This window comes from Brachyspira intermedia PWS/A (assembly GCF_000223215.1).
GTDB lineage: Bacteria > Spirochaetota > Brachyspiria > Brachyspirales > Brachyspiraceae > Brachyspira > Brachyspira intermedia.
On record NC_017243.1, the window covers coordinates 1,686,456 to 1,712,366 of the forward strand.

The following is a 25,911-nucleotide window of genomic DNA, read 5'->3' on the forward strand; positions in this document are numbered from 1 at the left end:
ACTTCCCTATTCATTTATTTAAACTATATTTTATTATAATTTACTGTTTATTTCATTGAATAATTCTTGTTTTTTTGTTTTTACATATTCAATTATTTCTTCAACTTTTACCTCAACACTTTCCTGTGATTTTCTAAGCTTGAATTCAACAACTCCTCTTTGAAGTGCTTTTTTACCAACTATTATTCTCATAGGAATACCAATCAAATCACAGTCATTAAGTTTAACTCCAAGTCTTTCTTTTCTGTCATCAAACATAGTTTCAACACCAATAGAGTTTAAAGCATTATATATTTCTTCTGCTTTTTTAAATGAGTCTTCTGTTTCTTTATCAATGGCAACCACTATAGCTTCATAAGGAGCAACACTTATAGGGAATATTATACCTTTATCATCATAATTTTGTTCTATAACCGAAGCCAAAGCTCTATTAACTCCAATTCCATAACAACCCATTATAGGAGTAATCTCTTTATTATTTTCATCTAATACTTTAAAATTGAAAGCCTCTGTATATTTATCACCAAGTTTGAAAATATGTCCTAACTCTAAACCTTTTTTCTGATAAAGAACTTCTCCGCACACTGGACATCTGTCGCCTTCTTTAGCTGTTCTAAAATCACCCCATACATCAATATTAAAATCTCTTTCTATATTAACATTTTTTATATGAGTATCATCTTTGTTACCGCCAACTATTGCATCAGCTACTGATTTTATAGAATTATCAGCAAATATTCTTATTTTCTTTTTTAATCCTACAGGAGAAGCAAAACCTACTCTAGCACCTGTAACTTCTTTTACAGTTTCTTCATCTGCAAGTTCTATATCGAGTCCTCCTAATGCATTAGATAATTTAGTTTCATTAATTTCTAAATCACCTCTTATAGCAACCAATATAACTTCATCTTCTTCTGTTTTATAAATTATACTTTTAATAAAATTTTTTGAAGATGTATTAAAGAACTTTTCTAAATCATTTATAGTTTTTATATTAGGAGTATGAACTTCTTCTAATGCTTTATCAGTATAAGATTTAGCTGCTTCCTCTTCTCTGACATTAGCTTTTTCAACATTAGCTCTGTAATCACATTTAGAACAGAATATAATTGTTTCCTCACCTACTTCGCTTAATACCATAAACTCTTCGCTGCCTTCTCCGCCCATTGCTCCGCTGTCTGCTTTTACGCTTACAGTATCAAGTCCCATTCTTTTGAAAATTTTTGTATAAGCACCGCTCATATCATTATAAGTTTTATCAAGACATTCTTTAGTTATATGAAATGAATAAGCATCTTTCATAGTAAATTCTTTTGAACGTATAACTCCAAATCTTGGACGTATTTCATCTCTGAATTTTGTATGTATTTGATATAATGTTAATGGAAAATCTTTATATGATTGTATTTCATTTTGTGCTGTAATAGTGAAAGCTTCTTCATGAGTAGGGCCCATTGCCATATCAACATCGTTTCTATCTTTCAATCTGAATAATTCTTTTTTAAATCTTTCCCATCTTCCTGAAGGTGTTAATAATTCCTTTGAAACAAGTATGGGCATTATGCATTCATTAGAACCTATTGCATCCATTTCCTCTCTTATGATATTAGATATCTTATTTAACACTCTAACTCCAAGAGGTAAATATGAATAAAGACCATTTGATATTTTTCTTGCAAGTGCTGCTCTTAACATTAATTTATTTGAAGCTATTATTGCATCGCTAGGTGCTTCTTTTAATGTAGGCATAAATAATTTTGATAAACGCATAATATTTCCCTTAAAAGATTAAAAATTTTTTATTAATGATATATTATAAAATTAAAATTATCAACTACAATAAATTTATATTATCTGCAGTTATAACTATAATATTTTGATTTTTATTAAACATATATGCGGTTCTTGAAAAAGCTCCTATTGTGAATATCATATGTTTTGCTAAAGATAGTAAATATATATCCATATAAACTTGATTTTTATTATAATCATTATATATATAATCAACTTCTTTATTTAGATATTTTAGTATATTATTTTTTACCCATTTCATATCATTAGAGAAAAAATAAAATTTTGGTTTTATAGGTTGTAATAAATCTATCATTTTATATATTGATTTAAATATATACTCTTTATAATTTTTTTCATTTTTGTTAAATACTCCAAATCCTCCATGAGAATATATATCACCTCTTCTTATATGAACTGATACAGAAGCAGGATGTTTTATAATATCATTATACATTTCTAAATTATTTCCTTTTAATCTAGGGTATAAGTTTTTGTGTATATCTAATTTAGTATTAATATATTCTTTATCAAATAAATTAAGAGTAGGAAATACATATAAATAAATATTTTTTTTCAATTTGCAGGCTTCATATATATTATTTATATTGCCATCAGAATAATAAAATAATCTTTTATATAAATTAGCCTCTTTTTTTGTTACAGTTTCTATTTTTATATCTTGAAAACAATTTAATAAATCAAATTCACGTTTTTCTTTTTTATCACAATCCAATCCAAATTCTGAATACCAATTTAAATTATATTTTACCTTTTTGTTATAATGATCTTTTATATATTCTCCTAACATATATCTGCCTAATTGACCAGAAAAACCATCCATTTGATCTATTATTATCATATCTTCATAATAAGTAGAATTATTGACATCTGTTAAATACTCAATTTTATACATTGTGTTAACTATATCATTTAATATATTTCTGAAATTGTTTCTATGTTTAGAAAAAGGAATAAGCCAAACTAATTTATTTATAAAATGATCATAATCATCATGCAACATTTTATTCTCCATTTTTTATATGCATATTAATTATATATGTAAAAAATATTTTTTCAATAATTAATTAATATATATGATCTATTGAAAAATAGTTTAAATTTATCTATAATTAATAAAAATATAATTTAAATAGGTAATCAATTAATATGTATAAAAATAGAAATATTTATTTATGTTCATTTTATAGTCTAGATTTATATCCATCATATACTAGATTTATGCAGCAAGCTAAAAAAATAGATATATTTGATGATATATTTGTATATAATCAATTTAATCTGCCAACTGATAAAAAATTCGAAGATAATTTTTATCATAAATTAAAGGCAAAATATAGGTATGGTTATTGGGTATGGAAACCTTTCATTATACTAAATGAAATGATTAAAATTAATGAAGAAGATATCATAATATATATGGACATAGGATGTAATATTAATGATTCTGGTATTAAAAGGCTTTATGAATATTTAGATATTGTTATAGAATATGATAATTTATGTTTTGAATTAGAGTTTCTTGAAAAATGTTGGACTAAGGGAGATTTATTTAATTATTTTAATAAAATAAATGATAAATCAGTTACGGATTCAAAACAAAGATGTGCTACAGGATTAATTTTAAAGAAAACAGAAAAAAATGTTTCTTTTTTAAAAGAGTGGTTAGATGTATTTTATAATGATTTTTCATTAATTGATGATACTAAATCGCATATTCATAATTTAGATGGATTTATAGAAAATAGGCATGATCAAAGTGCATTTTCAATACTTTCAAAAATACATAATTTTCATAGTATTAGTGCAAAAGAATTTGAGACTAATGATCATAATTTTCCTTTTAATGCTTCTAGAGATAAAAAATTTATAGGTGAAAAATTTACAAAAGATATAGGTTGGTTAGTTCCTATAAAAAATATGAGAGATGAAATTAGAAATTATTTAAAATATAATATCAATAATTTTTTATCAATACATTTAGGTTATAAAAAAGCTAAATCTATTTCAGACAAAATAGTATATAATTTTTTTAATTTAATACTAAAAAATGAAGTAAATAAATATTTATAGGATTTATTTATTTTTAATTATCCAAGATGTTTCTTTTCTTATTTCACTATCCATATTGATAATATTATCTATAGTTAAGGGAACATTTATTTTTCTGTCGCATACTTTTGATACAATATCAAATATGTCAGTAAATCCTATTCTTTTTTCTAAGAATGAATACACACATATTTCATTAGCAGCATTTAAAACACAAGGATAAAGTCCGCCTTTCTTTCCGCATTCATAAGCTAATCTAAGCATTATAAATTTATCAAAGTCCATTTTATAAAAATTGATTTCGGAATGTTCATATAATTTTAATTTTTCAAAAGGCGTATTTCTAATTTGAGGATAAGTTAATGCATGCTGTATAGGAAGACGCATATCATTTTTGCCAATCTGGGCATATATCTCTCCATCATTCATTTCTATCATAGAATGTATTAAACTCTGCGGATGAATAATAGTTTCTATTTTATCATAATCTAAATTAAATAAATGATGAGCTTCTATAACTTCAAAGCCTTTATTCATCATAGTTGCACTGTCTATTGTTATTTTACTTCCCATAGCCCAAGTAGGATGTTTCAATGCCATTTCTACAGTAACATTTTTTAGTTCTTCTTTTAGAGTTCTGAAAAAAGGTCCACCTGACGCAGTTATTATTACTTTTGAAAGTGACTCTTTAGGAAAATGTCTTAACATCTGGAATATTGCAGAATGTTCACTGTCTATAGGTATTAAGTTTGCATTATGTTCTTTTAGTAATTGATTTATTATATCTCCACCTACTACCAATGTTTCTTTATTGGCTAATGCAATAGTTTTACCTTTCTTTATTGCTTCAACAGTAGGCAAAAATCCTGCATATCCTGTAAGTGCATTAACCAATATATCAAAATCAGTATGCTTTACAAAATCAGCTATAGTTCCTTCATATACATTTAGATTTTTAGCACAATCATAATCTTTAAAAATATTCTCTGCATTCTTATCGGATATATTTACAGTTTTAGGTTTGAACTCTGTACATAAAGTATTTAATATATCTATTTTACTATTTGTAGACATTCCTACTATTTCAAAGTCATTATTAAACTCTCTCACAACAGAACAAGTGTTAGTACCAATAGAGCCTGTAGCTCCCAATAAAAGAATTCTTTTTTTCATAATATAACTCTATAAAAAATATTTATTTTATAAATAATAGAACGATTTTTAAATTATTTCAATATATTAATAAATATTATAAAATTATTATATATTGAAATATTTATTAATAAATATATAATATAATATAATATAATATAAAGCAGGAAAATTATGATAATAGTAAACAGGCAACAATCAATAAATTATCATCTTATAATAAACATTACAAACTCGAAGAAAATAATTTCTTGGGGGATTTGTAATGTTTTTTGATATACTTTATAATATCTTTATTTATCCAATAGAATTTATTATAGAAATATTATTTTACTTATTTAATACAGTATTTCAATCAGGATATGGAGTAAGTTTATTTTTTCTAAGTTTATGTATAAATTTTTTATCACTTCCTTTATATAATATAGCAGAATCTTGGCAGGCTAAAGAAAGAGCAATTCAAGATAAAATGAAGCCAATGATCGATAATATTAAATCTGTATATAAAGGAGATCAAAGATATCTCTTAATAAGAGCTTGTCAAAGAATTAATGGATATAAAACTATATATGCTTTTAGAGGTACTCTAGGACTTTTAATACAAATACCATTTTTTATGGCGGCATATAATTTTGTACACAGTATATCTGTATTAAATGGTCAGAGTTTTTTATTTATAAAAGATTTATCTAAGCCAGATTCTTTAATACATATTGGCAGTATTAGTATTAATTTACTTCCATTTATAATGACTTTATTTAGTTTGCTTGCTGGATTTATTTATGCAAAAAAATTGAAGTTCAAAGAGAGTCTGCCATTATATATAGTATCATTAATCTTTTTGGTATTATTATATACTTCACCATCAGGACTTTTATTTTATTGGACTATTAATTGTTTATTTTCTTTAATAAAGAATATTGTAATAGAGTTTAAATTATATGAAATATTTCTGAAAAATAAATATAAGTTATTAAAAGTATATAACATATTTTTTATTATCATTACTGCAGTATTTATATTATTAATTTCTTTAGCTAGTATAGAAAGAAAAGCATATTTATCTGATTTTGTATATTCATTTAAAGACGGTAATATTTATGGTTATGAAGCAACAATCAAATATAATAGTAAAATATTTAAAAGCAGTGATTTATTTGATATAAATATTAATACAGATGTTTTCTTATCAGATAATATAGAAGATGTATTACTTATTGATAATACTATAAATACTAAATATGTTAGTATATCATTAAATAAAAAAATAGAAGATATTGACGATGCAATAAATATATATTATAAAGTATATTTAAAAAATTACACTATTAATATTTTTATAATCATAACAATATTATTTATAGTTTTTAATATGAATAAAATATTTTCTTATATTTTTAATAATAGTATTATATTTGATATTTATTTAAAAAATAGATATAAGCTAATATTAACAAATTGTTTAGTCATTACAATATTATCTGGTATTTTTATACCTAGTTCTCTTATAGGGGCATCACCTCAAGAATTTACAAATCCTTTTTACTTGGTAATAAATAATTTCACAATAAGTACTGGATTGTTTTTATTTTATCCTATTTTTATATATTTTCTATTTTCAGAAAAAATAAAAAACTATATTACTTTATTATCTATTTTTATTGTATCTATACTTTTAATAGATACATTTATAATGAAAGGAAACTATATAAATATTAATTCTGATTTTATATTTGATAATTCCAATTTTCTTAAAGCATCATTTAAAGAAATATACATAAGTGTAATATTATTTATTTTTTCAGTACTAATATTAATATTATTCATTAAAAAAAATATTAATATTCTAATAAATATTTATTTTATAATAATCATAACTTTATTTGGTATTTCAACTTTAAATATTATTACAATATTTAAAGAACATTCAAAATTAATTTCAATATCAAATAATAAAAATGATATTAAAATATTTAATTTATCAAAAACAGGAGAAAATATATTTGTTTTCATATTAGATAGAGCAATAAATTCTTATTGGATTGATGCTTTAGATAGATTTCCTGAATATAAAGAAAAATTAGATGGTTTTATTATTTATCCTAATACAGTATCTTTTTCTGATTTTACAACATCCATATCTTCATTGTATGGAGGATATGATTATTTACCTTATGAATTAAGTACTAATTTAAGTTGTAATATAAAAAATAAACATAATGAGTCTTTGCTTACTATACCATTATCATTAGAAAAATATGGATATCACTCTATTTTATTAGAACCTGTTTATGCTAATTTAAAATTAATACCAGATCTTAGTATATTCAAAGACTATACTAACATAAAAGCATATAATAATAATATTGTTGATAGTTATAGTCTTGCTCAACATTTTAATATACGAGACTTTAATGTCAATGAGCATAATAAGATAAAACAAAAAAATAGAATTTTTAAATTTTCTATTTTTAAAATGATTCCTATTAATTTAAGATATGATTTTTATAGTAATGGTGACTGGTTTAATTATAATGATTTTAATGTTAATCCCAGCATATATAGTTATGCTATATTATCTAATATTAGGAAATTTATAAATATAAATAATGAAGGTAATTATTACAATATATTACATAATATGATTACACATGATCCGCAGTTTTTTTCATCTGATTATTTACCTCATACTATAATTAAACCTGTTAAAGCTGAAGATATGGTAATTTATAAAGATGAAAATAGTACAAGACATTTTTATGCTAATATAGCTTCTATAAATATTTTAACTAATTTTATAGATTTTTTAAAAGAAAATGATGTTTATGACAATACTAAAATAATAGTAGTTTCAGATCATGGAAGAGATGTTAACACAACGGTATTTGAAAATAAATTAAAATTTGTTTCTTGGTATAATGCTTTACTTATGTATAAAGATTTTAATTCACATGGAAACATTAAAATAGAAAATAATTTTATGACTATAGCAGATGTTCCATATTTAGCTACTAAACATATACAAGGTATAACAAATCCTTTTAATAATAAGATTATTACTAACGATTATAAAACTAATGGAGCGAATATAATACTATTAAAAACTTGGGATATTAGTAAGCAATTTTATAATCGTTATAATTTTGATATTTTTTATACAGTAAAAGATAATATATTTAATTTGCATAATTGGAAAAAATATACAATAGATTGGAATACTAAAGATACTAATTGGAATCCTAAAGACTCTAGAGAAATAGAATTAAAATAAATAAAGTAAGCATATAAACTGTCGATAATATTTCAGAATAAGTGTAACTAAACATAACTATTGAAATTTATCGTTAATTATATATAATACTTATTCAAATTAATTTAAAATTTATAAAATAACGGATTTTTACTAAATGTCAAATAAGAAATTTAATTTAAAAATAGCTACATTAGCATCTTGGGTATTATTATTTTTTGCTTGGATTTTCTTTTATGCAGTAACTCAAACTCCTACTCCTGTTTTTTGGGCAGTATTAGCATTAACTTCCATAATAACTATTACTACATTAATAGTAGATAGAAAACAAATAGTATCTTTTTTGAAGATGCGATTTGTACATAAAGCTTTTTTTGGAATATTATCATTAATAATAATTCTTGCTATACTTGTAGGTTTATATATTATAAGTATAAATTTCCCTATAAGATTTGACTTAACACAAAATAAATCATATACAGTATCTCAGCAAACTATGGACGTTTTATCAAGAATAGATAGTCCGCTTTCTATAGTAGTATTGAGATCACCTAGTACAGATCCAACATCAGCAGATTGGAGAGCGGATTTATTATTAGAACAATATAAAAGAATAAATAAACATATAAGTGTTGAATATATTAACCCTATAGAAAAACCTTCTGCTAAAAGTAAATATCAAATGACTCAGGTTGGAGAAATAGTATTTACTTACGGACAAGGAAAACAAGTAAGAGTTTACAGAAAAGATTTAACAACTCAATCTAAAGTTACTTCTGATCCTTTATTTGTAGGAGAAGAAAAATTCACTCAATCTATATACACTTTGCTTGATACAGAATCTTATACAGTATACTTCACAATAGGACATGGTGAAAGACAAATACAAGACAGAGGCGGTGAAGGTTTATCTTATGTTAAAACTTATTTAGAAAATGAAAATTATAAAGTAAAAGAATTAAATATAATACTTGAAAATATACCAACAGATGCATCATTAATCGTAATAGCTGCACCTGTGGAAACTTTTAGTGATTTTGAAATAGACAAATTAAATAATTATGTAAAAACAGGCGGAAAACTTCTTGTTTTATATGATAGCTTTATGGATAGAAGTAAATTTAACAGCAATTTAGGAAACTTCTTATCTGATTGGGGATTTAAAACTAAAAATGACTATATAATAGATACAGCTTCAAGTGTAGTTATACCTGTTAATATAGTACCTCAATATACTTCTCACCCAATAACTCAAACATTAAAAGAAGGAAATGTATTTGCTTGTTTGGTTGTTGCAAGAAGTATATTAAGCGGTGAAAATAAATACAATGGAAGTTTTGAAAATATAATTACAACTACTCCTCAAGGTTACGGAAAAGAAGAAGCTACTTTCGATTTATCAAGAGCTAGATTCAATCCGAGAACAGATATACCTGGTCCTGTGCCTTTGGCTATAAGCGGTACTTATGAAATAGAAGGAAGAAAAGACCCAGCAAGAATCGTAGTATTTGGAGATGCTACATTTGCTTTAAATGCATACATCAATCCCGAACAAGGTCAGTCTGTAGATATTGCTTTTGCCGGAAATAAAGACCTATTTATGAATACTGTTGCTTATCTATTGGAAGCAAGACAGAAAATCACTATAAGACCTAAAGAAGCAAGCATTAAAAACCTTACTCTTACAACAACTCAAACTAATTTTATTAGATATGTTGCTCAAATAGGTTTGCCTTGTTTATTCGGTATACTTGGTATATTAATATGGTTCTTAAGAAGAAGATAATTATTACAATAAAAGATTTGCATAAGTTAATATAATATGAATAATATAAAAAATCTATACAAAAAATATTCATATTATATCAACTATGCTTTATTAGTTTTTATAAATGGCATTGCCAGTGTATTAAATTATATATCTTCAATATATATAAATAGAAGTTTATCAATATCTGATTTCGCACACTATAATGGTATAATCAATATATATTCAATAATAGTTTTAACAGTATCAAGTTTCAGTTATTATATTATGCATAATTATAAAGATGATGAAGATGCTAAAAGTTATTGGGCTTATGGATATATACTTGCTATAATAATATTTGTTATTTATATATTATCAATACCGCTAATGGATATACTTTTCAATATAAAAAGTTATAGTTCACTTTTAATAATGTCTATTGGAATATTTGCATCAATTTTGGTTATAGTTTCACAGTCTATATTAAAAATTAATAATTATATAGCTTATGATTATACAGCTAGTTTGATTTCAATATTTATAGCTAAGATTTTATTACTTGCATACTTTATTATAACAGGATTGACATTAGAAAGAGCTATTATATCTGTGTCTTTATTTTGTGTATTATATTTGATAATTAATTTAATAGAATTAAAGAAACTCAAACTGCCTTATTATGTTCAAATTAATAAAATAAAAACTTATTTTTCAATTAAAAACTTATCAGAATTTTTAACATATATAATAAATATAGTTATTATAAATTTTATATTTAATTGGATATCATTAAGCGATGTATTAATGGCAAATAGATATTTGGATAAAACAAGTGCAGGCTACTACTCTACTATATCATTAATAATAAAAATGTTTTTCTATATAGGAACTCCTGTTGCATCAGTTATGTTTTCTTATATTTTAATAGCTAAAAAAGACAATAATAAAAATAAAGAAAGAAAGATCGTTTATTATTCTATTGCTCTTTTTGTATTTGCATCTATTTGTTTGTCAGCATTTTTGATTATATTTGCAAAACAAATTGTATTAATACAATTTACAAATAGATATGAAGCCATTATTCCATTGATTCCACAGGCTGTAATATTTGGATTTTCTTTAGGCTTTACGGTCATTGCATTTAATTATGGACTTGCCTATAAACTATTTGCACCATTTTACGGATACTTGATTATATTTGCTTATGTATATTTCTCATTAAGAAACGGACTTAGAACCTTTGAAAATTTTATCTTCATAATGAAAATATTTTTTATAGCATTACTTATATATAATATCTTAATCATATTAATACATAGAATAATATTAAGAACTAATGAAAACTAAAATAAAAAATAATAATTTGAAAATATTATAAAAATTCTGAGCCTCGACAAAGCCATAGAGTAAACAATTTTTATAGTTTATTGTTATTACTAATACAAATTAAATATTAATTCTATTATTGATTTTTAAATAGATAAACGAGCAGCTGATAACTGACGAAGGAAGTTGTCAGCTATTTTTTAGCGAGTTTATCGCTAGAAATAATAAGAAATTATTATTTAGAACCATTTTCAATAAGTATTTTTTCTATTTTAGAATCATTTCTATATCTTGCATAATCTAATGCTGTGTTTCCATTTTTATCTTTAGCATTAAGATCAGCTCCAGCTTCTATCAATAACTCAGCTATTTCTGTATTATAATCAAAAATTACCCACATTAAAGGTGTAATATTTTCTAATTGTATATTTCTTGAATCGTCTTTTATAGATAATCTAGTATTAATATTAGCCCCAGATTTTATTAATAACTCAGCTACTTCTGTATCTACATTAAATGTCAAAGGAGTAAAATCTTTTAAATATAATCCATCTGTCTTGAATGATACTTTTGTATTTACATCAGATTTTTTTTCTATAAGCATTTTTGATAAATCTGTTTTCTCCCTCTGTATAGCATGTATTAAAGCTGTAAATCCGGAATTGTCTTTTATATTAACATTAGCACCTTTTTCTATTAATATCTCTGCTATTTCATATTGCTCATAAAGAATAGATAAGATTAAAGGTGTAGCACCGCTTTCTTTCTCTTTTTTATTGAGATCAGCACCTTTTTCTATTAGCAGCTTTGCAATTTCATCTTGCTTATAAATAATAGATAATATCAAAGGTGTAGCACCATCCATAATATCTAAATTTATATTGACCTTTTTATTATTTAAAAAATCTAAAACTTCTTCTTTATTACCATTAGCTATATATGCTACAAATTCTTTTTCATCTTTACTAAGCTCCGGATACAAAGCATTAAAACTAAATAAAGTACACAATACTGCCATTAATACAATTTTTTTCATATAAACCTCTTTTAAAATATTTTACAAAAAAGATATGTTAATTATATTATTTTGTCAAGTATATACTTCATTAGGGTATATAATTTCACGATGCTAACATTTAATTATTTAGTTTATTTTATGTATATTAGAAATATTTATATATTTAACTTTTTAATGATTTACAAATAAAAAATCTCTATCAGCTTTAACTAATAGAGATTTTAACACTACATATTCTTTATTATTTAGCACCTTTTGATATAAGTAACTGCTCTATTTTAGGATTATTTTTATCTTTCGCATAATCTAATGCTGTTTTTCCGCTTTTATCTTTAGCATTAACATCAGCTCCGGATTCTATCAATAACTTAACTATTTCAGAATTATCAGTAAAAATAAACCATATTAAAGGTGTAATATTTTCTAATTTTATATTTTCTCCAGCATCTTGAAAAGAGAATTTAATATTAATGTCTGCACTAGCATTTATTAATGATTGAGCTACTTCTTTATTTTCATTAAGTATTAAAGGAGTAACGTTTTTCATATATACTCCATTTTCATTTAATGATACTTTTGTATTTACATCAGATTTTTTTTCTATAAGTATTTTTGATATTTCTGTTCTATTGTACATTATAGAATATATTAAAGCTGTGAATCCTAAATTGTCTTTGATATTAAGATCTGAACCTTTTTCTATAAGCATTTTTGCTATTTCATCTTGCTTAAAAATAATAGAAAATATTAATGGTGTCGCACTATTTTTTATTCTAGCATTTATATTAATTTTTTTATTATCTATAAAATTTGAAACTTCTTCAATATCACCAGATGCTATATACGATAAGAATAGGGCTTCATTTTCAGAGTTTGCAGGATACAGTGCATTAAAACTAAATAAAGTATACAACATTGCCATTAATACAATTTTTTTCATATAAACCTCTTTTTTTAAAATATTTTAATATATATATATTATTATTTTCTCAATTTTATATTTATTAGTTATTATTTAGGCAATACAGAATTTATATTTAATTACTATATTGCCTACACTATTGAATTATATAACAACTAATAAAAATTATTTATGAACTTTTTAAAGTGATAAATAAGTAGTTGTCAGCTAGCTATCTTTCAGCAAGTTTATCTCTATAAATAATAATAGATTATTAATTAGCATTTTTTGCTATAAGCAACTCTTCTATTTTAGTATTGTTTTTTTCTTTTGCATAATCTAGTGCTGTTTTTCCGCTTTTATCTTTAGCATTGATATCAGCTCCAGCTTCTATCAATAACTGAGCTATTTCAGTATTATCATTCAAAATAAACCACATTAAAGGTGTAGCATTTTCTAATTTTAGATCTTGTCCAGGATATTTTGCAGTCAATTTTATATTAATATCAGCACCAGCACTTATTAATGATTGTGCTACTTCTTTATCTTCATTAAGTATTAAAGGAGTAAAATTTTTCATATATATTCCATTTTCATTTAATGAAAGCTTTATATTTACATCAGCTTTTTTTTCTATAAGCATTTTTGATACTTCTGTTCTATTTTTCATTATAGAATGTATTAAAGCTGTAAATCCTGACTTATCTTTGATATTAAGATTTGCACCTTTTTCTATAAGCATTTTTGCTATTTCATCTTGCTTATAAACAATAGATAATATTAATGGTGTCATACCATCATCTAATTTGGCATTTATATTGATTTTTTTATCATCTATATAATTTGAAACTTCTTCAATATTACCAGATCCTATATACAAGAAGAACTGTGCTTCTGTTTCTTCGTTTGCCGGATACAAAGCATTAAAACTAAATAAAGTATACAATACTACCATTAATACAATTTTTTTCATATAAACCTCTTTTTAAAAATATTTTACAAAAAAGATATATTAATTATATTATTTTGTCAATATGAATATTTTATTGTAAATGATAAAAACAATTATTATATATTTTAACTTTATAATATTGTGAATGATTATATTGTTAATGTATTTTTTTAGTGAATATATTTAAATAATTAATAAAAATAAATATCTTTTATTTACTATAATATTGTTGATAAAATAAAAGCTGATAACCAAAATAATCAGTCATCAGCTAATTTATTCAATCATATAGTAAAATTATTTACTATTATGATTTCTTTCTCTTTAAATCAATTTGTCTTTGAATCTCTTTTAAGTTTTTAACATATATGGTATTAGTTCTTATATCTATTTTACCTGTTTTTACCAATGTATTTAAAACTTTTTGTACATCAACTACTTTTACACCGCACCAATTTGCTATATCATTTATAGTGGCATTTAGTTCCTGAGGTTCATAATAATGATCTCTAGGTATGTTTTGAAGCTCTGCCAAAAGTAAAAGACAGTCATATACTCTCAAGTCAGTTTCATTTAATTGAAGTATTAAAAGTCTTCTTTTAGCATCGAATATTCTTTTAGCAAAAGTTTTTGAAAGTTTCAAAGCCATAACTGTATTATTAGCCAATATGCTTTGGAAGTTTTCTTTTCTCAACTCTAAAAGCACAGTAGGTTCATTTGCTATAGCCGATGCACTTCTTGTAGTATCTTCTAATATAGCCATTTCACCGAAAAACTCACCAGCATAAACTATGTCTAACAATTTTTCAACATCTTTTATAACTTTTGTAATTTTTACTGAACCGCTTTGAACTAAATAGAATTTATCACCTTTTTCATATTCCAGAAATATAACATCATCAGTATTATATTTTTTTGTATGAGAACTTAAATTATTATCCATATTTGTTCCTTAATTTCTTTTTATATTACAGTCTTGAAATACTTGCATTCGCTTCCTTTGAAAAATTATCCATAGGAGGCATTGAAATAACTTTTTGATAATATGCTTTTGCTTTAGTTTTATTTCCGCTGCCCTCACAGCTTTTAGCTAAAAATAGTATAGCCTCTTTAACATTTTGAGATTTAGGATATTTTTTTATTGCTGACAACAATACAGTAGAAGCATTATCATATTTGTTTATATTATAATAACATTTACCCATATAGAATATAGAATTCTCGGCAACAGCAGTATCAGGACTTTTAATTAAATTATTGAATGCTTTTAATGAGTTAACATAATCATTATTATTATATAACTCAACAGCCTTATTATATGCAGGGTCATTAATTGCTGCTTTAGCCTGAGTTTTTGGAGCTGAAGCAGGAGCATTTGAAACAGGAGGTGCTATATCACTATCATCTGTAATATCTAATTCTTCTTTACATTCTTCAATTTTTTCTTTTACAGTGTTATAGAATGCTGAATCTTCATCTGCATACTGTATATATCTTTTATAAGCATATAGAGCATTTCTATACTTTTTATTTTTAAAGTAAAATTCCCCTATTCCGTATAATCCCTCTAAAGGATCCTGTCCTTCTTCGCTTATATCATTTTCAACAAGTTCTCTTACTCTTTTATTGATTCTTCTAAGCTGATTTGAAAACACCTTAAGCATTTTTATGATTATAGGTTTATTTTTTTCAATCAAACTTTCAAATTCTTCATAAGTAATTATGATAACAACACAATCTGTTAAGCACTGAACCGTATCTTCTTGCGGATAAGTACCAAGTATACTTTTTACCCCAAAAAACTCGCCTATATTAATAAGTTCCCTAGTTTCATAACCTGTTTCTTCTGATAAAAAGATACTTTGAGCCTGACCTTGTTTCAAGATATAAACTCTGTCTGAGGTGTCGCCTGTAAAATATACTATAGAACCTGCTTTATATACTCTTGTTTGCATTAACTTTTTTCCTCAACTAATAATTTAATTATATCTAAAGTTTTTTAGAATAAAAAAAGATTATTTTATTATTTTATTCTATCACTTATAATACTTTTTTCAAGTTATTTTTTTCATTTTCTTAGCTTATTTATCATATCTACAGTTTCAATATCAATGTCTTTAGACCTTGTATTTAAATCATCTATTATAATTGTAATCTCTTCATCTTGCATATTCTGACCGAATTTGGCTTTGGCAGTAAGATTTTCAATTTTTATTACGCCTATAAGCATATTATTTTGTGCATAATCAAACATCTTGTTGTCTATAGACAGATTATCATTATTAGGTTCGTATTTTTTTACTATTTCATATAAAATTTCTTTTCTTCTTGATATATCATCTATAGTTTCAAATTTACCTTCTATAAAAACAGAAAAGAAAAACTGTGTAGGTATCATTTTACCATTTAAAAATTCAGACGGTATATATGAATATGGTTTTGAAGCACTAAAAGAAACTTTAGGATTATTCTTTAGAATTTCATATTTTCTGCCCGCCATAGCACCATGAAAATATATTTCATTGTTTTTATAGCAAAAACTTATAGGTACAGCATAAGGTATATCATCAGGCAAAGCCATAACACCAAATTCTATACTATTAAGCATACTGTATATTTCTTCTTTATCTTCAAATATAAAATCTTTTCTTCTCATATACCAATGTATAACCTTTCTAATTATAAATTATAACTGTAGACTAAATCAATAAATTTTATTATAATATATATAACGGTTTATTATATTTTTTCTTTATAATTTAATTAATATAAATACATTTGGAGTTCGTTTAATATGAAAATAGCTGTTTCTCAATTAGAGATAATACCATCTATGCCTTGCGATAATACTGTTAGAATAATAAGTTTTATAAGCAAAGCTAAAAAAGAAAATGCTGATATAGTGATATTTCCGGAATTATGCGTTTCAGGTTATATGATTGGTGATATGTTTGAAAGCGAAGGATTCATAAAAGAATGCGAGGAACTTGGAGAAGAAATAATAAAATCTTCAAATGGAATATATGTTATTTTTGGCAATATTGCATCTGATAAAAATAAAAAAAATTTTGATGGAAGAATAAGAAAATATAATGCTATGTTTGTAGCTAAAGATGGTAAATTAATACATAATAATACCACTGAATACCCTTTTATAATAAAATCCTTACTACCTAATTATAAAGAATTTGAAGATCCAAGACATTTTTTCAGCTTAAAAGATTTAGCTTTTGAGAATAATGCTGATATAAAAGAATATTTAAAACCTTTGGAAATAGAATGCAATGGTGAAAAGATAAAATTAGGTCTTACTATATGTGAGGATGCATGGAGCAAAAATTATACATTTTCTCCTATGGACATTATAAATTCTAACAAAGATGTAGATTTATTTATCAATATATCAAGTTCACCATATACTTTAGTTAAAGATGCTAAAAGACATAGCATGTATGGAGAAATTGCAAGTAAACATAATACTCCTCTTATATACATTAATAATGTAGGAATACAAAATAATGGAAAAACAGTGTATACATTTGACGGAAGAAGTTCTGTTTATGATAATAAGGGTAATTTATTATTAACAGGAAAAAGATATGAAGAAGATTTGTATTTCATTGATATAGATGTGAAAAACAAAGCATTTGGAAAAACTATAGAGATAAAAGAAGAAAATGAATATAAATTGATATATGAAACTGTTATTTACGGAATAAGAAAATTTATGAAATCTATAGGGATAAATAAGGTTGTTATAGGCGTATCCGGAGGTATTGATTCTGCATTATCATCTGTAATGTATGTAAATGCCATTGGAAAAGATAATGTTTTACTAGTTAATATGCCTAGTAAATTCAATTCTGATACAACTAAAAACCTTGCAAAGACTTTATCTGATAATTTAGGATGTGCTTATATGGTAGTTCCTATACAGGAATCAGTAGATTATACTGTAAAACAATTAGAAAGCTCCCCTATTATAAAAGACGGTAAAGAAGATCATCTAAAATTATCATCTTTTGTTATAGAGAATATACAGGCAAGAGATAGATCATCAAGAGTATTATCTGCTATAGCTGCTAGTTTTGGCGGCGTATTTACATGCAATGCCAATAAAACAGAAACTATGGTTGGATATTCTACTATGTATGGAGACGGAGCAGGATTTTTTGCTTGTTTGGCTGATTTATGGAAATATCAGATATACGGACTTGCTAATTATGTTAACAAAGAAGTATTTAAAAAGGAAATTATTCCTGAAGGCACTATAAACATTGTACCTAGTGCCGAACTTTCAACTGCTCAGGCTGTAGATGAAGGTAAAGGCGATCCTATAAAATATGATTATCATGATTATTTATTCAAATTTTTAATGGAATCTTGGAACAGAGCTATATTAGAAGATATACTAGAACTTTATATAGAAGGAAATTTGGAAGAAAAAATAGGATGCCAAAAAGGAACATTAAAAAAATATTTCAAAAATGGTGCTGAATTTGTAGATGATTTAGAGAGATGGTGGAAGCAGTACATGGGAATGGGTATATCTAAAAGAATACAGGCTCCTCCAATACTTGCAGTAAGCAGAAGAAGTTTTGGATTCGGAAATAGAGAATCGCAAAATAGAATCTATTATACTGCAAAATACTTGAATTTGAAAAATAAAATTTTTGAAATTAATTAAAAAAACTTTAATTAAATATATTTTTACTGTAAAATTATAGTGTAATAAAAATTTTACTTGCAAAAAGCAATAATAAATGTTATATTTATAACGTGATATATAATTTTTTAGAATATTGGGAAATTATAAAAAGTGGCAGCAACTATTATAGACAATAATATAAGGCAGGATATCCTTGACTATTCTGCAATATTAGAAACAACTGTGAAGGATATTAACTCTTTTCTTGAAGAAGTTGGAAGAGTTTATAGCTTTATAGGTGAAAAATTTCCTATGATTGAACAGGAAATGAAAAATGAAAACGAAAAAGCTAATAAGCTGCTTTCATATTTTACCAATAAAGAAAAAGGAGAAAAAAACTTCTCTAATGATTTAGATGAGAACCAAGAAGATTTTTTTAGATCCTTTGATAGAATGCAAAGTTTTATATCTCAAGACAATGAACTTTCTGATTCCTTAGTAGAAGACGTTGGCAGAACTAGTAATATTATGGATTCCATAGAACAAATTAGGATGCTTGCTGACCAAATTAAAGTTTATTCATTAAATGCCATTATAATATCTTCTAAATATGGTGCTGGTGGTAAGGCTTTTGGAGAAATATCCAAAAACATAATCAAAATGTCTGAAACATCAAATGAACAGGCAGATCAAATGAATAGAATCGGTAAGGAGTTATTTGTAAGGTTTGAGTCATTTAAAACTGAAATATTAAAAACAAATGAATTGCAAAGACAGAATTTTACAATCATGAGAGAACAGCTTGATAAAGAGCATAATAACATGGTTAATTCCTTTGCAGTATTTTCTAATATAATATCAGATATAATATCAAGAGTTGATAATACTTATGATTTTATATTTGAAGTAATGATGGTTCTTCCTCGTGAAGATATAGTAAGACAGCAGACTGAGCATATAATAGAATCTATGAATTCCATAGTTTATGAAAATAGAAATTTCATAGAATATTATGGAAAAGAAGTAGAAACTATGGATGCTGCTGATCTTGAAAAAGAAGAAAATCAAAGTTTAGAACATAAACTTCTTGACTTGCTTACTTTTGATGATGTAGTTTTAACTCTAATAATAGAAAACTTTAAATCAATACATGAGGAAATTGATCTTACAAACTCAGATATTTATAAAAGTTTAAAAGGTTTAAAAGATGCATTGACAGATATTACATTAGATAGAACTACTATAGTTGAATATATGATTGGAGGCGAAAGCGGTAAATCAGAGTTTCCTTTCACAGTTTCAGAGTCTTTGTTCAATGAATATATGGGATTCATTAAACTTTATTTAGAAAACTTTAAATTATTTTTAACTAATAAATACAGAATATCTGACAGCAATATAGCTATAATAGACTCAATAGAAGAATTGGAAAGCATGTTCTTAGAAACAAAAAACATTGCTAAAACTTTTAACTCTATTAACTTTTTAGCTAAAATAGAACTTGAAAAGAATAGCGATATATTTAATAATTCGCAGACTTTCTCTATAGAAAGTGTTGAATCAATAGCTACTAACATTACAGAAACAGTAGATGGATGTTTAGAGCAGTTCCATAATATTAAATCTGCTATTTTCAGTTCAATTAATAAATTTAAATCTAATATCAATCAGCAGTCGAGCGAGCATTCTTTTATAGAATCTATGACAGACAGCGTAAGCAAACGTTTAGATGAATCAAAATATATTATTAATAATAACATAAAAAGATTAGATAGTTATGCTGATGAATTATTTGGACTTATAGACAAAACCCTAATAGATTTAAGTTCATTAAGTACATTGCTTACAAAGATTAATGAAATAATAGAAATCTTTAATAGCATGAGAAATGTTATAAGAGATAAGAAAAATGAATATTATAATTTATTAGGTATAGAAAATTGGAAAATAGAAAGTGATAAATATTTGGATATAGTTAATTCTTATACGATAAAGAAAGAAAGAGCTATTGCTAATAGTATTTTATCTGGAGAAGATGCGCCGAATGTCGATATAAGTATAGATGTAGGTGCTGATAGCGGCGATTTTACTATGTTTTAATAAAAGTAATGGAGGTATTTATTTATGTCAGTTATAGAGATAAATGATAATCTTAATATAAGAACTATGAGTAAATATTTTAAGAATGTCATAAAAAGTGCTAATTATAACGAAGATATGACTGTAAAATTTAATTGTGAGGGTGATGCCCATGTGGATTTAGCAGGACTTCAAATACTGTATGCTATGAAAAAAGAACTTGCTAAAAATCAAAAAAACCTTATAGTAGAAGGTATGGATAATTTGTTTGTAGAATATTTAAAAATAATTAATGATAAAAATAATTAATGATTAAGAGGTTAAATCTATGGCTAAAACAATACTAATTGTAGACGATTCTAATACAGCTAGAGCATCTGTTGAATATACTTTAAAGAAAGGCAGCTATACTGTAGTGTCTGCAGATGATGGTACTACAGGATTAGAGGTTCTTGGTAAAACACCAAATGTTGATATGATAATAACAGACCTTAACATGCCAAAAATGGATGGTATAGAATTCATTAAGCATGTAAGAAAAGTAGATCAACATAAATATACCCCTATTCTAATGCTTACAACAGAATCTCAAGATGAGAAAAAAATGGAGGGTAAAGCTGCAGGTGCTAGTGGTTGGCTAGTAAAGCCATTTAACCCAACTCAGCTTTTAGATGTAGTAAAACGTTTTTTAAATTGATTTCTAACCATCTTATTTTATATAATAAGGATTTTATAAAGGTAGAGGTGCTATATGTTTGATAGTGATGAATTTATTTCGATATTCCTAAGTGAAGCCAATGAAATTGTAGAAGGTCTTGAAAACGACCTAGTTTTGTTGGAAGATAATAAAAGTGATGAAGATCTTTTAAATAAAATATTTAGAAGTGCTCACACTCTTAAATCTTCAGCAGGTACAGTTGGCTTTACAACTATGAGTGAGTTAAACCACGTTGCTGAAAACTTATTAGAAAAAGTTAGAAGCGGCAAGTTGGATGTTACTCCTCAAATGATTACAGTATTGTTAGAGTTCCTGGATACTGTAAAATTAATGTTGCAAAATATTGTAGACGGTAAAAGTGAAACTGAAGGTGTTACCAATATAGATTCACTAAAAGCTAAAATAAAAGCTATAGCTGACGGTAATGATGTAAGTACTGCTGCAGCTGCACCAAAAGCATCTCCTGAACCTAAAAAAGAAGAGCCTAAGAAAGAAGAGGCTAAAGCTACAGAAACTAAACCTGAAGAAAAAAAAGAAGATACGAAAGCTGATGAATCATCTGCTACTTCAGGCGGAGAAAATTCATTCCATATCGAAATGGGATTTAAAGCTACTATTTTTGATAATGGTATAGACCCTCTTATGTTCTTAAATGACCTTAGAGCTATAGGTACTATTAGTAACTTAAAAATAGAGTGTAATAGCTTACCTACTATCTTAAATCTTGAAGATCCTTATGTTTGTTATACTCAGTTCTCTTTGGATTTTGAAACTAATGCTCCTGAAGAACAAGTTCAGAATATTTTCTTATTTGTAATAGATGATAATGATATTAATATTATAAATACTAAAGCTGAAATAAAAGATGATGATGAAGCAAATAAAGCAGTTGAAACTAAAGAAGAACAGCCTGCAAAAGAAGAGGCTAAAGAAGATACTGCTGCTAAACCTGAAGAAAAACCTGCAGAAACAGCTGCAGCTGCTAGTAAACCTGCAGCAGCTCCTAAAACTGGTACAAAAGTTCAGGCTCCTTCAACAGTAAGGGTTGATACAAGAAAATTAGACAGCTTAATGAACTTAATCGGAGAGCTTGTTATAGCACAGTCAAGAATAATGCAGCTTACTCAAAGTTTAGATATAGATAATGGACTTAAAGAGGCTGTAAGTTCAATGGATAGAACTTCAAGACAAATACAAGAAGAAGTTATGAATATCCGAATGATGCCTATCGGTCCTATATTCACTCAATTCCATAGATATGTTAGGGACTTAAATTTAGAATTAAACAAAGAAGTTAAACTAGTTCTTAAAGGTGAAACTACAGAAATAGATAAAAATATGTTAGAGCAGTTATCTGACCCTCTTAAACATATTATAAGAAACTCTATGGACCATGGTATAGAGAAAACAAAAGAAGAAAGAATAGCTAGAGGTAAGCCTGAATATGGTACAATAACAATGTCTGCAGCTCACCAAGAAGGACATGTTGTTATAGAAGTATCAGATGATGGTAATGGATTGAATAAAGAAAAAATCTTTAATAAAGCTGTTGAAAAAGGACTTCTTTCAAAAGATGGTAAATATTCTGATATAGAAATATACAGAACTATTTTCTCTCCTGGTCTTTCTACTGCTGAAAAAATAACAGACATATCAGGAAGAGGTGTTGGTATGGATGTTGTTAGAGCTAATGTAGAAAAAATGAAAGGTAAAATAGAAATTAAATCTGCTGAAGGTCAAGGTAGTACATTCATAATAAAATTACCTTTAACATTGGCTATTATTGAAGGTATTACTTTTGCTTTAGGTAAACAAATATACATAATGCCTTTGATTTCAATTATAGAACAAATAAAAGTAAAAAACGAACAGGTAAAACCTTTTGAAGGCAAAGGGGAAATGATAAAAATCAGAGATGAGTATTTGCCTTTAATTAGATTACACAAAGTATTTGAAATAGATACACAAGTTGAAAATATAGATGATGGTATAGTTGTAGTTGTTGAAGCTGGATATAGAAAATGTGCTATATTTGTTGATGAGCTTTTGGATCAGCAGCAAGTAGTTATTAAATCTTTAGATTCAGCATTCAGTAAACATGCAGGAATAGCCGGAGGTACTATACTTGGAGACGGAAGAATAGCCCTTATTATAGATATACAGGGACTAGTAAATATGTCTTTACAAGGAAAAATTAATAACGGCGTTAAATAAAGGATTGTAATATGTTAGATAATCAAAAAATAAATGCAGCTAATATACCTCAGGTTGGAGGTACATCTTTAGAACATGATGAAAACATTTCTATTGAACCTAGTCAGCAATTTTTAGTGTTTAAAATTGATAATGAAGAATATGCTCTTGATGTATTGAGTATTGAAGGTATTGTAGGCGTAACTAATATAACTCCTGTTCCTGGAAGTCCTAAATTTATGAGAGGACTTATGAATTTAAGAGGTAATATTCTTCATATAGTTGATATAAGAATAAGATTTGGTTTGGATAGAAGAGATGATCATTCTATTGAAGATGATGTTATTATAGTTATATCCACTACTAATAGAAAATTTGGTATATTAGCAGATATGGTAAGTGATGTTATTACAGTTTATGAAAGCCAGATGACAGAAACTCCTATTGATAATATGAGAGGACTTCAAATTTCTAATGTTATTAGATTGGAAAATAAGATCATTATGGTTCTTCCTATAGAAGAAATCATAAAATCTAATGAAACAACCAATCAAACAGTATAATATCATTGAGGTATAAAAATGGAAGATATGAATGAGCATATGCCGGCTCTGAGTGATGCTGAGTTTAATGAATTAGTTAAAATTATTTATGATAAAACTAGAATACAAATGACTAGTCATAAAAGGGCTCTAGTAACCTCTAGATTGAGTAAGAGATTAAGAGCCTTAAAAATGGACTCTTTTAGGGAGTATATAGACTTTGTCAAGAATGCTAAAGATGAAGAATTAACTAATTTCGTTAATGCTGTTACTACAAATAAAACTGACTTTTTCAGAGAAAATAAGCATTTTGAGTATATGAAAAGTACATTTCTTCCAGATTGGGAAAAGAATTTTAAAGCTGGCAAAGTGAAAAATCTGAGAATATGGTCTGCAGCATGCTCAACTGGAGAAGAACCCTACACTATTCAAATGACTTTGCATGAATATTTTGGTGCTAATTATGATAAATATGATATAAAAGTTTTAGCTAGCGATATAGATACAAATGTATTGGCACATGGTAGAGCTGGTATTTATAAAGAAGAATCTGTTGAACCAATACAAGAAAATATATTAAGAAAATATTTTTTGAAAGGTACAGGTGATAAAGAGGGATTATATAAAGTTAAAGACATTTTGAAAAAGAATCTGTTTTTTAGACAATTAAATTTCAAAGATGAAGATTTTGATATTCATACTCAATTTGATTTGATATTTTGCCGGAATGTTATTATTTATTTTGATAAAGAATTCCAAAAGGAATTATTTAATAAATTTCATAGATATTTGAAAGAAGACAGTTTAGTATTTATAGGACATTCAGAAACATTATTTGGGGTGTCTGATAAATTTAAATATGTGGCAAGCAATATTTATAAAAAGATTTAACTAGGGGTGTATAATAATGATTGATTTTCCAGCAGCAGCCAATAGCAATTTTAAGAGAATCACAATATATATAGGTGGTTATTATGCTTCAAAAGAACCTGCTGTAATAAAAACAGTTCTAGGCAGTTGTATATCTGTATGCCTGTTTGAGAATAAATTAAAATTCGGAGGTATGAATCACTTTATGCTTCCTGAAATGAGAGAATGGGAAAATCCGGCTGAAGATTATAATAATACTAGATATGGTGTTTTTGCAATGGAGGTTCTTATAAACGAAATTATTAAATTAGGCGGTAAAAAAGAAAACCTTACAGCTAAAATATTCGGAGGCGGACATGTACTTTCAGGTATGACTAGCAATATTCTTCAAGTACCTGATAAGAACATACAATTTGCTAAGAAATTTTTAGCAGATGAAAAAATACCTATAGTAAGTGAAGATATAGGTGGTTCTTGGCCTAGAAAAGTATTCTTTTTCAATACTGAAAATAGAGTACTTATGAAGAAACTAGAAGGTAAAACTAAAGAATTCTCAGCTGAACAGGAAATTAAATATTCTAAAAATTTACAGCATAAACTTGAAGAAAAATCAGACATTACATTGTTTTAATATATTAATAATTAAGG

The 25,911-nt window shown here is 25.7% G+C and carries 21 protein-coding genes; 12 read left to right on the top strand and 9 right to left on the bottom strand.

From position 1 onward, the window contains the following. Positions 1–33 precede the first annotated feature (33 nt). Both BINT_RS07275 and BINT_RS07280 read right to left on the bottom strand, forming a co-directional pair. Positions 34–1,770 carry a proline--tRNA ligase gene (locus BINT_RS07275; RefSeq protein WP_041177330.1) on the bottom strand — a complete coding sequence of 579 codons (1,737 nt, stop codon included), beginning with the start codon at positions 1,768–1,770 and terminating at the stop codon, positions 34–36. Positions 1,771–1,834: 64 nt separating this feature from the next. Next, positions 1,835–2,827: an alpha-1,2-fucosyltransferase gene (locus tag BINT_RS07280; protein ID WP_083818248.1), complete on the bottom strand. Its 993-nt coding sequence runs from the start codon at positions 2,825–2,827 to the stop codon at positions 1,835–1,837. A gap of 134 nt (positions 2,828–2,961) precedes the next feature. On the opposite strand from BINT_RS07280, the gene BINT_RS07285 reads away from it, so the two are divergent. Further along, the gene (locus BINT_RS07285) at positions 2,962–3,885 is read left to right on the top strand and encodes a hypothetical protein (protein WP_041177601.1); all 924 of its coding nucleotides are present in this window, start codon (positions 2,962–2,964) and stop codon (positions 3,883–3,885) included. 3 nt (positions 3,886–3,888) lie between these two features. On the opposite strand, the gene dxr is transcribed toward BINT_RS07285, so the two are convergent. Continuing rightward, complete coding sequence (gene dxr, locus BINT_RS07290) at positions 3,889–5,037, bottom strand: 1-deoxy-D-xylulose-5-phosphate reductoisomerase (protein ID WP_014487922.1); 1,149 nt, start codon at positions 5,035–5,037, stop codon at positions 3,889–3,891. A gap of 244 nt (positions 5,038–5,281) precedes the next feature. Here dxr and BINT_RS07295 point away from each other — a divergent pair, with 244 nt between their 5' ends. The 3 genes from BINT_RS07295 to BINT_RS07305 all read left to right on the top strand — a co-directional run bounded on the left by BINT_RS07295 (position 5,282) and on the right by BINT_RS07305 (position 11,363). Further along, entirely contained in the window at positions 5,282–8,287 is a 3,006-nt protein-coding gene (locus BINT_RS07295) for a YidC/Oxa1 family membrane protein insertase (RefSeq protein WP_014487923.1), read from the top strand. Between the two features lie 136 nt (positions 8,288–8,423). Then, the gene (locus BINT_RS07300) at positions 8,424–10,052 is read left to right on the top strand and encodes a GldG family protein (protein ID WP_014487924.1); all 1,629 of its coding nucleotides are present in this window, start codon (positions 8,424–8,426) and stop codon (positions 10,050–10,052) included. 36 nt (positions 10,053–10,088) lie between these two features. Beyond that, positions 10,089–11,363 carry a lipopolysaccharide biosynthesis protein gene (locus BINT_RS07305; RefSeq protein WP_014487925.1) on the top strand — a complete coding sequence of 425 codons (1,275 nt, stop codon included), beginning with the start codon at positions 10,089–10,091 and terminating at the stop codon, positions 11,361–11,363. A 214-nt stretch (positions 11,364–11,577) separates the two neighbouring features. On the opposite strand, the gene BINT_RS14540 is transcribed toward BINT_RS07305, so the two are convergent. The 6 genes from BINT_RS14540 to BINT_RS07335 form a co-directional block, all read right to left on the bottom strand. Beyond that, a complete protein-coding gene (locus tag BINT_RS14540) occupies positions 11,578–12,378 on the bottom strand; it encodes an ankyrin repeat domain-containing protein (protein ID WP_014487926.1) in 801 nt (266 codons plus the stop codon). 223 nt (positions 12,379–12,601) lie between these two features. After that, on the bottom strand, positions 12,602–13,300 hold the full coding sequence (locus BINT_RS07315) for an ankyrin repeat domain-containing protein (RefSeq protein ID WP_014487927.1): 699 nt from the start codon (positions 13,298–13,300) through the stop codon (positions 12,602–12,604). A 235-nt stretch (positions 13,301–13,535) separates the two neighbouring features. Further along, on the bottom strand, positions 13,536–14,234 hold the full coding sequence (locus BINT_RS07320; RefSeq protein WP_014487928.1) for an ankyrin repeat domain-containing protein: 699 nt from the start codon (positions 14,232–14,234) through the stop codon (positions 13,536–13,538). A gap of 286 nt (positions 14,235–14,520) precedes the next feature. Then, on the bottom strand, positions 14,521–15,156 hold the full coding sequence (locus BINT_RS07325; RefSeq protein ID WP_014487929.1) for a Crp/Fnr family transcriptional regulator: 636 nt from the start codon (positions 15,154–15,156) through the stop codon (positions 14,521–14,523). A gap of 25 nt (positions 15,157–15,181) precedes the next feature. After that, positions 15,182–16,168 (bottom strand): cyclic nucleotide-binding domain-containing protein, encoded by a 987-nt coding sequence (locus tag BINT_RS07330; RefSeq protein ID WP_014487930.1) that lies wholly within the window; start codon positions 16,166–16,168, stop codon positions 15,182–15,184. Between the two features lie 113 nt (positions 16,169–16,281). After that, positions 16,282–16,869, bottom strand: coding sequence for a pyridoxamine 5'-phosphate oxidase family protein (locus tag BINT_RS07335; protein WP_014487931.1), 588 nt, complete (start codon positions 16,867–16,869; stop codon positions 16,282–16,284). A gap of 138 nt (positions 16,870–17,007) precedes the next feature. Between BINT_RS07335 and nadE the strand changes: the two genes are divergently transcribed. The 8 genes from nadE (at position 17,008) to BINT_RS07375 (ending at position 25,894) form a co-directional block, all read left to right on the top strand. Next, positions 17,008–18,900: an NAD(+) synthase gene (gene nadE / locus BINT_RS07340; protein WP_014487932.1), complete on the top strand. Its 1,893-nt coding sequence runs from the start codon at positions 17,008–17,010 to the stop codon at positions 18,898–18,900. Between the two features lie 132 nt (positions 18,901–19,032). Continuing rightward, entirely contained in the window at positions 19,033–20,961 is a 1,929-nt protein-coding gene (locus BINT_RS07345; protein ID WP_014487933.1) for a hypothetical protein, read from the top strand. A 24-nt stretch (positions 20,962–20,985) separates the two neighbouring features. Further along, the gene (locus tag BINT_RS07350; protein WP_014487934.1) at positions 20,986–21,249 is read left to right on the top strand and encodes a hypothetical protein; all 264 of its coding nucleotides are present in this window, start codon (positions 20,986–20,988) and stop codon (positions 21,247–21,249) included. A 19-nt stretch (positions 21,250–21,268) separates the two neighbouring features. After that, entirely contained in the window at positions 21,269–21,637 is a 369-nt protein-coding gene (locus BINT_RS07355) for a response regulator (RefSeq protein ID WP_008725288.1), read from the top strand. Positions 21,638–21,691: 54 nt separating this feature from the next. After that, positions 21,692–23,872, top strand: a complete 2,181-nt coding sequence (locus tag BINT_RS07360; protein ID WP_041177331.1) for a chemotaxis protein CheA — start codon at positions 21,692–21,694, stop codon at positions 23,870–23,872. Positions 23,873–23,883: 11 nt separating this feature from the next. After that, positions 23,884–24,414: a chemotaxis protein CheW gene (locus tag BINT_RS07365; protein ID WP_014487936.1), complete on the top strand. Its 531-nt coding sequence runs from the start codon at positions 23,884–23,886 to the stop codon at positions 24,412–24,414. Between the two features lie 18 nt (positions 24,415–24,432). Further along, entirely contained in the window at positions 24,433–25,284 is an 852-nt protein-coding gene (locus BINT_RS07370; RefSeq protein WP_014487937.1) for a CheR family methyltransferase, read from the top strand. Between the two features lie 16 nt (positions 25,285–25,300). After that, positions 25,301–25,894, top strand: a complete 594-nt coding sequence (locus BINT_RS07375) for a chemotaxis protein CheD (protein WP_012670039.1) — start codon at positions 25,301–25,303, stop codon at positions 25,892–25,894. The last annotated feature ends 17 nt before the right edge of the window (positions 25,895–25,911 follow it).

Excerpts from the sequence above, each read along its gene's own strand:
- BINT_RS07275 (WP_041177330.1), bottom strand. The coding sequence starts at position 1,770 with ATGCGTTTATCAAAATTATTTATGCCTACATTAAAAGAAGCACCTAGC.
- BINT_RS07280 (WP_083818248.1), bottom strand. The coding sequence starts at position 2,827 with ATGGAGAATAAAATGTTGCATGATGATTATGATCATTTTATAAATAAA.
- BINT_RS07285 (WP_041177601.1), top strand. The coding sequence starts at position 2,962 with ATGTATAAAAATAGAAATATTTATTTATGTTCATTTTATAGTCTAGAT.
- dxr (WP_014487922.1), bottom strand. The coding sequence starts at position 5,037 with ATGAAAAAAAGAATTCTTTTATTGGGAGCTACAGGCTCTATTGGTACT.
- BINT_RS07295 (WP_014487923.1), top strand. The coding sequence starts at position 5,282 with ATGTTTTTTGATATACTTTATAATATCTTTATTTATCCAATAGAATTT.
- BINT_RS07300 (WP_014487924.1), top strand. The coding sequence starts at position 8,424 with ATGTCAAATAAGAAATTTAATTTAAAAATAGCTACATTAGCATCTTGG.
- BINT_RS07305 (WP_014487925.1), top strand. The coding sequence starts at position 10,089 with ATGAATAATATAAAAAATCTATACAAAAAATATTCATATTATATCAAC.
- BINT_RS14540 (WP_014487926.1), bottom strand. The coding sequence starts at position 12,378 with ATGAAAAAAATTGTATTAATGGCAGTATTGTGTACTTTATTTAGTTTT.
- BINT_RS07315 (WP_014487927.1), bottom strand. The coding sequence starts at position 13,300 with ATGAAAAAAATTGTATTAATGGCAATGTTGTATACTTTATTTAGTTTT.
- BINT_RS07320 (WP_014487928.1), bottom strand. The coding sequence starts at position 14,234 with ATGAAAAAAATTGTATTAATGGTAGTATTGTATACTTTATTTAGTTTT.
- BINT_RS07325 (WP_014487929.1), bottom strand. The coding sequence starts at position 15,156 with ATGGATAATAATTTAAGTTCTCATACAAAAAAATATAATACTGATGAT.
- BINT_RS07330 (WP_014487930.1), bottom strand. The coding sequence starts at position 16,168 with ATGCAAACAAGAGTATATAAAGCAGGTTCTATAGTATATTTTACAGGC.
- BINT_RS07335 (WP_014487931.1), bottom strand. The coding sequence starts at position 16,869 with ATGAGAAGAAAAGATTTTATATTTGAAGATAAAGAAGAAATATACAGT.
- nadE (WP_014487932.1), top strand. The coding sequence starts at position 17,008 with ATGAAAATAGCTGTTTCTCAATTAGAGATAATACCATCTATGCCTTGC.
- BINT_RS07350 (WP_014487934.1), top strand. The coding sequence starts at position 20,986 with ATGTCAGTTATAGAGATAAATGATAATCTTAATATAAGAACTATGAGT.
- BINT_RS07355 (WP_008725288.1), top strand. The coding sequence starts at position 21,269 with ATGGCTAAAACAATACTAATTGTAGACGATTCTAATACAGCTAGAGCA.
- BINT_RS07360 (WP_041177331.1), top strand. The coding sequence starts at position 21,692 with ATGTTTGATAGTGATGAATTTATTTCGATATTCCTAAGTGAAGCCAAT.
- BINT_RS07365 (WP_014487936.1), top strand. The coding sequence starts at position 23,884 with ATGTTAGATAATCAAAAAATAAATGCAGCTAATATACCTCAGGTTGGA.
- BINT_RS07370 (WP_014487937.1), top strand. The coding sequence starts at position 24,433 with ATGGAAGATATGAATGAGCATATGCCGGCTCTGAGTGATGCTGAGTTT.
- BINT_RS07375 (WP_012670039.1), top strand. The coding sequence starts at position 25,301 with ATGATTGATTTTCCAGCAGCAGCCAATAGCAATTTTAAGAGAATCACA.